At 44.7% G+C, this 6810-nt stretch carries 6 protein-coding genes; all 6 read right to left on the bottom strand.

Features of this window, described 5'->3' with window-relative positions:
* Positions 1-144: 144 nt before the first annotated feature.
* On the bottom strand, positions 145-1911 hold the full coding sequence (locus tag ISR87_15080; protein ID MBL7026765.1) for a hypothetical protein: 1767 nt from the start codon (positions 1909-1911) through the stop codon (positions 145-147).
* Positions 1904-2404 carry a hypothetical protein gene (locus ISR87_15075; protein MBL7026764.1) on the bottom strand — a complete coding sequence of 167 codons (501 nt, stop codon included), beginning with the start codon at positions 2402-2404 and terminating at the stop codon, positions 1904-1906. The genes ISR87_15080 and ISR87_15075 overlap by 8 nt, the downstream gene beginning before the upstream one ends.
* 3 nt (positions 2405-2407) lie before the next feature.
* Positions 2408-2974 (bottom strand): type 4a pilus biogenesis protein PilO, encoded by a 567-nt coding sequence (gene pilO / locus ISR87_15070; protein MBL7026763.1) that lies wholly within the window; start codon positions 2972-2974, stop codon positions 2408-2410.
* Entirely contained in the window at positions 2971-5220 is a 2250-nt protein-coding gene (pilM, locus tag ISR87_15065) for a pilus assembly protein PilM (protein ID MBL7026762.1), read from the bottom strand. The genes pilO and pilM overlap by 4 nt, the downstream gene beginning before the upstream one ends.
* A complete protein-coding gene (locus tag ISR87_15060; GenBank protein ID MBL7026761.1) occupies positions 5210-6040 on the bottom strand; it encodes an AAA family ATPase in 831 nt (276 codons plus the stop codon). The genes pilM and ISR87_15060 overlap by 11 nt, the downstream gene beginning before the upstream one ends.
* Positions 6041-6314: 274 nt before the next feature.
* On the bottom strand, positions 6315-6810 hold a 496-nt coding region (locus ISR87_15055), incomplete at its 5' end, for a hypothetical protein (protein ID MBL7026760.1).

The following is a 6810-nucleotide window of genomic DNA, read 5'->3' as shown; positions in this document are numbered from 1 at the left end:
GCATGGGGGGAATATCTGTCTTCCGAATTTCACCATCTACCCGTACTATGGGTCTGGAGAAGGGGTGCAAGTGAAGATCTGAGGCACCACAGTCCCTCATGAAATTCAGCAAATCCAGTATGTCCAGTTCCATGGCTCTTCTCTCTATTTGCTAACAATGTTTGGGGTAATAAATATGAGCAATTCCCTTTGCTCCGTCGATGTCCGCGTGTGGGTAAAGAATCTTTTCAAAAAGGGTATACTACGGATAATGGGCGGGGAGGTTGTAGACTCATTCACCTGATCAAAAATTAAGCCTCCGATGAGTAAAGTCTCCCCATTTTCGACCATAACCCTGGTTGTGGTGGATCTATCGGATACAATAGGCCGATCAGAATTTGGTCCAGCAAAACCCACCAAAGCCTGAACCGTGGCAGTTAGGTTCAAACTCACATATTTCTCTTCGTTGATTCGCGGTGTTACACTCAAATCAACCCGTATATCTACATCCTCGAATTGATAGGTTTCCGCTCCAAAAGCAGTGGCATCAGAACCAGGTATGAGTACTGGATAGTTCGTACCAATACCGATTTGAGCTGTCGTATTCTCAAAAGTAGTGACCTGAGGCTCCTGCAGCAGCTTCGTATCAGCATCCGACCCCATCATTTCCATGATGGCAGAAAACATGGGGATGCTTAATGTGGCCAACCTGAGTTGACTCCCACCACTCAGGATCGTCGTTCCCAGCTCAATCAGATTTTCGACTGTCCCGGCATCATCCTGGATACTTGGACCTGTCAAGTTGGTTCTTAAATCCCAATTTATTCCCAGGCGTTCCTCATTAGTAAGTTTTGTCTCAATAAATTTGACAGCGATATTGATTTGAGGAATTCTTTTGTCCAATTCATTGATAATATCCTGGATACGATCGAAATTCTGGGCCAGGTCAGTGATTACAATATGGTCATAGACAGGACCAGCATTAGCGCCACCGCCGGCAGCACCTCCTCCGGCTCCTCCACCAGCACCGCCACCACCACCTAAGGCTCCAGCTGCAGCGGCCAATCCGCCACCGCCTCCACCCCCACCAGCAGCATCGCCACCACCACCGCCAGCACCTCCTCCCCCACCTGAGGATCCCGCCATAACGGGTGAATAGAGTTGAATTTGACCCTTCTCACTTAACACGCTTGAGAGGGCGGAAGAAACCGCACTTGCATCCACATAATTCATCTTGAAGACACGGGTATCCAGCTCGCCAAACATTTCTTCATCGGCAGGTTTTACCACCACGATGTTGCCCTGCTGAAACCAGTCATAACCATTTACCTTTAGAATGGCATCGAGAGCTGTCCACAGGTCGACATCTTTCAGTGAAACTGTGACTTCGCCTTCCACCTCAGGTCCAGTAATAATGTTAATCTTGTGCTGGGCAGACAGGAGTCGCAGAATATCGATCATGTCGGCTCCTTTGAAGTTCATGCTGATGGTACCGGGCAGATCAGCTCGCCTATCCCTGCGTCGAGGTGCTTTTCTTTCCCTTACCTCAGGCCAGGACACCAATAACAAATCATCTCCCAGCCACTGAGTCGTGTATTGAGGAATCTTGGAAAAAAGCATTTCAACAATGACTTCATCCTCATCATAGGGATTTTTCTTTACGGAAAGACGCATGAGGGGCGACACATTGGTTGTACGGGTAAAATTGTCCTGGGCCAAACTGGTTTTGGGAAAAGTCAGTGTAATTTTTGGAGGTGATTGGCCCACACTTTCCTTAAAGTCGACACGATTGGAAAGAGATATTTCAAGCCCGGCTTCGCCATTAGCCACAAATGTGGAGACCCAATTCAACACCGTTTTCGGGGCAGCAGAGAGGGTAATTGCACCAAGCAGAAATGTAAAAAATGTAATATATCGAATTCTGTTATTCATCCATTTTGACCTTTACGATGCTGGTTCCCCGACGCAGGATAATATGATCGAATGCGATCTTGGTGATCTGATATCCGGCTACTCTGTCCCCTTCTTCCAATATATCTCCATTAATCAAAGCCATGCCAACATTTCCGGACCATGAAATCCCTGTCAAATCCAGACTGGGGACATCATCCCCATCCATACTTCCAAACAGGGAACCAAGAATTCCCCCTCCCAGTGCATTGGTTGTTTCAGCTTCAGCATAAAAAAATGGATCCGATTCCCAGCCCCCACTCCAGACCAATGATCTAAGTGGTGCAGAGGTTCTGGATTCAGAGACTGCACGTGCTGTTGCAGGCTCAGAAGAGCCACCTGTTGACAGCCCAAACAAATTTTCCACATCGCCATTCCCTGACCCAATTATCCCGGCATCATACAGCCCATAAGCCATCAGGCATAACAAAACCGCCAGAAGCAGAGCGGATCGCGCATTAAATTGCTTTAACACAAGCTAGGCTCCTTCGATGAAAATGTAGGTGTATAAATTTAATTCACAGGTCAACATACCACCGTATTCCATTTCGGTTTCCAGCTTGATATTGGCGATATTCACGAGCTGGCGCATTTCAAGAAGATCATCCAGAAACGCCCCGATGGTTAGAAAATCCCCATAAAACTTTATCTGCAAAGGGTAGCACTCCACATGATTTTTAGGAATCCTCATTTCAGCATAAATAGCTGGATATGTATCGTTCAGGGAGGGGTCAAAGCTGAGAATTTGCAGTTTGTGACGTTCTGATATCTGACGGATCTGTTCCAGAACGGATCCATATCGCTGATTATCAGGGATAATGGTTTTGAGTGTATCAAAATGTTCTACTTTTTCAGTAAACCTCAATTTGAATTCATCATAGCTTTCAGTCACGCCAGCTAATTCATCGAAGCGACTATTTATGCCTGCCAATTCAAGTTCTAGTTCAGATATACTGGCACCTGCAATTGCCACCGTGTAATAGAACCACCCTATTGTAGAGAGGATGAGGAAGATTACGGTTCCAAAGAAAATGTTTCGGTTCACTTGACACCTATGCCAATTTTCAGGGTAAACAGGAGTCGGGAATCATCTGAACTTGGTGAGCCTTCCCGTTCGATACTGGTAAACATGTTTAAACTCTCCAATCGCATGATGAAATTGGTGAGCTGTATATCGGCTATCCCTGCATGAGCATTCACGATACCACTTAAGGCGATGCGATCCACATGAGCTGCTTGCTTGATAACCGACCCGGCTTCCTTGGAACTGGCTGGCCGGAAGACCAGGGAGGTAACCTTTATATTATCGGGGATTTCCGATGAAATAAGCTTAAGCAGCTTAATCTGATTCTGTGAATTAATGTCATCATTCTCCAGAAAACCCCAATAGTTTCCGAGATACTCAAGATCATCACGCATGATGAAATATTCTTGAGATTGCTCGGACAGTTTTAGCCACTGGCGATTCATATTTGCAACACTTTCTTCCAGAACTTCCTTTTCCATATATGAGAAATATCCCATGAGCAGGTAAATCGGAAGCAGAATGATGGTGAGAAAGATGCTCATCTTGTTAAAAACTTTGAATTGGAAATGTTGCTTCCTGGCAGGAGGTAGCAGATTTATACCCGCTGATGCTTTCAAAGCCAGTCCAAAATTCGTACTAAAAATAGGAATGAGCTGATGATTCAGTTCGAACTGATCAGAAAACTCAAAATCACCTTGACGAAGTGGATTTAGATGCTCTGTAGATCGTTCAAGCTGGGTGGCAAATACTTCCACAAGATTGGGAATGGCGGCACCCGGGCCAGTGAGATAGATTTCCTGACACTCTACATCAGCCACCTGTTTCCTGAAATAATCCAGGGAGCGGTTAATCTCACTGGTCATGCGCTCAACAATGGGTCGCAAGAAGATATATATCTTGTAGAGACTTATCCCCGTTTCCGGTATATCCTCATCAGTATTCACGGGAATTCCATACCTCAATAGATACTCAGCGGCCATTTCCTCAGTGATATTGACAGCATCATTACCCACCATGACCCTCTGTACCAGGGCTTTTTGGTAATCTTTTACACCCACGGCCATTTCACGGGTGAATTCCATGCGACCTGACTTGACCATGGTAATGGTGGTTTCATTTTGATTCATGTGAACTATGGCAATACACCCTCGAAGACGATCGGGATAACAGTGTTTGAAAGTTTCCCAATCAAGAAAGGGAATGGTGGTCACATTTTGAAGATCAAATTTTTTCTTTTTAAAGAGATCTGACATAAAGGTGATGGTTTCGTTGTTGCCAACCCCAATAATGATATTCTTCTTGAGTTCGCCTTTTTCAGAATCCAGAATCATATAATCGATATTGATATTATCACTGCTGAAGGGCAGATTTTTCTTGGCCGTCCATGTGATGAGTTCAGCAATCTCTTTGCCCTTAACGGGTGGTGCCTTAAATATTTTTGTGTGGGTTTCGATAAAGGAAGAATACATGCGGAACATGGTGTCTTTCTTCCAGAGTTTTGTATCAAAGGAGTCTAAAATATAGGAAAGCAAGTCATCCCTGTGAGAAATCTTCTGATCATCCAGTTCATAGGGAAGGGGGTACACATCCATACTTTCCACCACGTTTCGATTTCCAGAAGAAACGGTTTTGAGTACTCGGATCGAATCAGGTGTGCACTGAAAAGTAATTTTTCGTCGAACACCAAAGGCCCAATTACTGAACTCAAAGAAAATGTCCAGTATCTTATTTGGTTTGGGAACCTCGGGGTGAACTTGGAAATAAGATGGATCAATAAGTTGAGGGCCTGCCTCCTCTTGAATATGGGCAGGAGGTGATTCCACATGCTCAGGTTCATTTGAACCCTCTGATTTAAGATCCTCCTGGGTATCGATTAAATCTGCAGCGACTCCCTGAGCAACCGCTTCTTCAGGAGATTCTTCTTCAACAACAGGTTCTTCAGTTGCCGGTTTTTCTTCTGGGACGGGATCGGTCTTTTTTCCGGCAAGCATCCCCAATTTTGCCCGTATTTCATCTGAGGTGACAGTCTTTGTCTCTTCCTGCTGGGGAGGAGCATCATCTACGATGCTATCCGGTACGATACTCGTGCTGACAGATGGCGCCTTGGGTTTCTTTTTACTGGATGACTCTGATTGCTCAGAAGACTCATTCGCGTCCACCGTACCGCTGGCATTGCCTTCAGTCGTCGATTTACCCGTCTGCTGTGATCTTAGAAGATCCAGCAGTCGATTCGTCGCCGCAGAATCTTTTTCGTCAGCCGGCATAATTGTTATCGTCGCTGTTGATTCGATTTAACACGGCAGCTCCGTCGATGGACTGTTTATTGTATACCAGCATATCGACAATGAGATGGTGACACATATTTACAATTTTCCGGGGATAGCCTCCAGTATGTTGATAAATCATTTCCTTGGCTTCTTGCGAAAATAGGGGCTCATCGCCTTCGTAACCTGCTTCATTTATGCGAAAGTCTACAAAGGAGATGGTATCTTCTCGATCCAGGGGTGGAATCGTGGCTCCAAAGGCTATTCTGTCCTTAAAATTTTCGTGGGCGGCAACGACCTCCTTAAACTCGGGTTGAGCAAAGATGACAACTTGGATTAATTTGCGGCTATTGGTTTCAAAATTCAGGAGTGTCCTGATAATCTCAATTTGCTCTGTCCCCATTTTTTGACCTTCATCAATAATAAGAACGATCTGCTTGCCTTTTTTAACGGCTGTATCAATTAAAAAATTTTCCAGTTGGTTCAACATTTCAGATTGATAGAGCGAACTCCCTCTCAGGCCAAAAAGCCTTTTCAGGTATACCAGGAACTCCCGGGTGTTTTCCCAGGTGGGGTCCATGATGAGATAAAACTGGAAATCCTTACCAAAGTCGATAAAGCGACTGAGTAATAGCCGTGAAAGAGTTGTTTTGCCTGTGCCTATTCCACCCATGATGACGGAAAGACCACGATTCAATCTTAAAGCGATTTCCAGGCGATTGAGAATTTCGCCATGCGCTTTTGATTCGAAAAAGAATTCCGGATCTGGAGTCATAGAGAATGGTTCTCTCTTTAGTCCAATCAACTCATAATAGCGCATAGATTTTCTTGTCCAATCGTCGCATCAAAATTTTATCACTTCGAGTAAAGATAGCTAATAATTTGACCTTACACCCAAAAAGCGCAAAGACTGGCTAACTTAATCACAAAAATGGCTCATTGCCAGTATGATACTGGATGTTACACCACTTCTCTCAAGTGCTTGAAGAGGGCAATCTGGAAAAAAATGAGCCCCGATTAATCGGGGCTCAGGGAGGATGCATGAGTACCACACATTGTTGAACTTATGATGTTCTACGCTTTGGTAGCTTCAGTCAATTCCTCTTCAGTGATTTCGTTTTTTGCAGGACGGTTGGATAACTGATATTCAGTTCCTCTGCCAGCTTGGTTTTCTGGTATCCAACCTGTTTGAACAGATACTCAATGATCTCCTGCTCAAAATGCTGATTGGCTTTTTTCCAGGTAAGTTCAGTGAGATTACTGACATAACTATCCAGAGCCGCTAATTCATGGGAATGCAATTTCAGGGGAATCTTGACGGGAATACTTTCAAAGTCATATCCATGCTGGCTGAGACGCCTTCTAATTGCATAGTAAGTACTGGTTTTTAAAGCAAGCTTCTCGGGCAGTTCAGAGATGACAATTCCTGATTCCAGGTGTTTTCGTATAAGATGGAATTGAAATACATCATTGATCTCCTTCCAGGATTGTCCCAGCGCAAAGGAAAAGGGATCAGCGTTCGATCCAAGGGTGTCTGGAATGCTATAGCCAACCTTCGGTCGATCATTAAAGCGTTGAACGACCTCCAGT

This window comes from Candidatus Neomarinimicrobiota bacterium, assembly GCA_016784545.1.
Classification (GTDB): domain Bacteria; phylum Fidelibacterota; class UBA8477; order UBA8477; family JABMPR01; genus JABMPR01.
The sequence above is the reverse complement of the archived record's forward strand: the minus strand, read 5'-3'. Positions and strand labels throughout refer to the sequence as shown.

Coding starts and splice junctions, on each gene's coding strand:
- pilM (MBL7026762.1), bottom strand. CDS start 5,220: ATGCCGGCTGACGAAAAAGATTCTGCGGCGACGAATCGACTGCTGGAT.
- ISR87_15060 (MBL7026761.1), bottom strand. CDS start 6,040: ATGCGCTATTATGAGTTGATTGGACTAAAGAGAGAACCATTCTCTATG.
- ISR87_15080 (MBL7026765.1), bottom strand. CDS start 1,911: ATGAATAACAGAATTCGATATATTACATTTTTTACATTTCTGCTTGGT.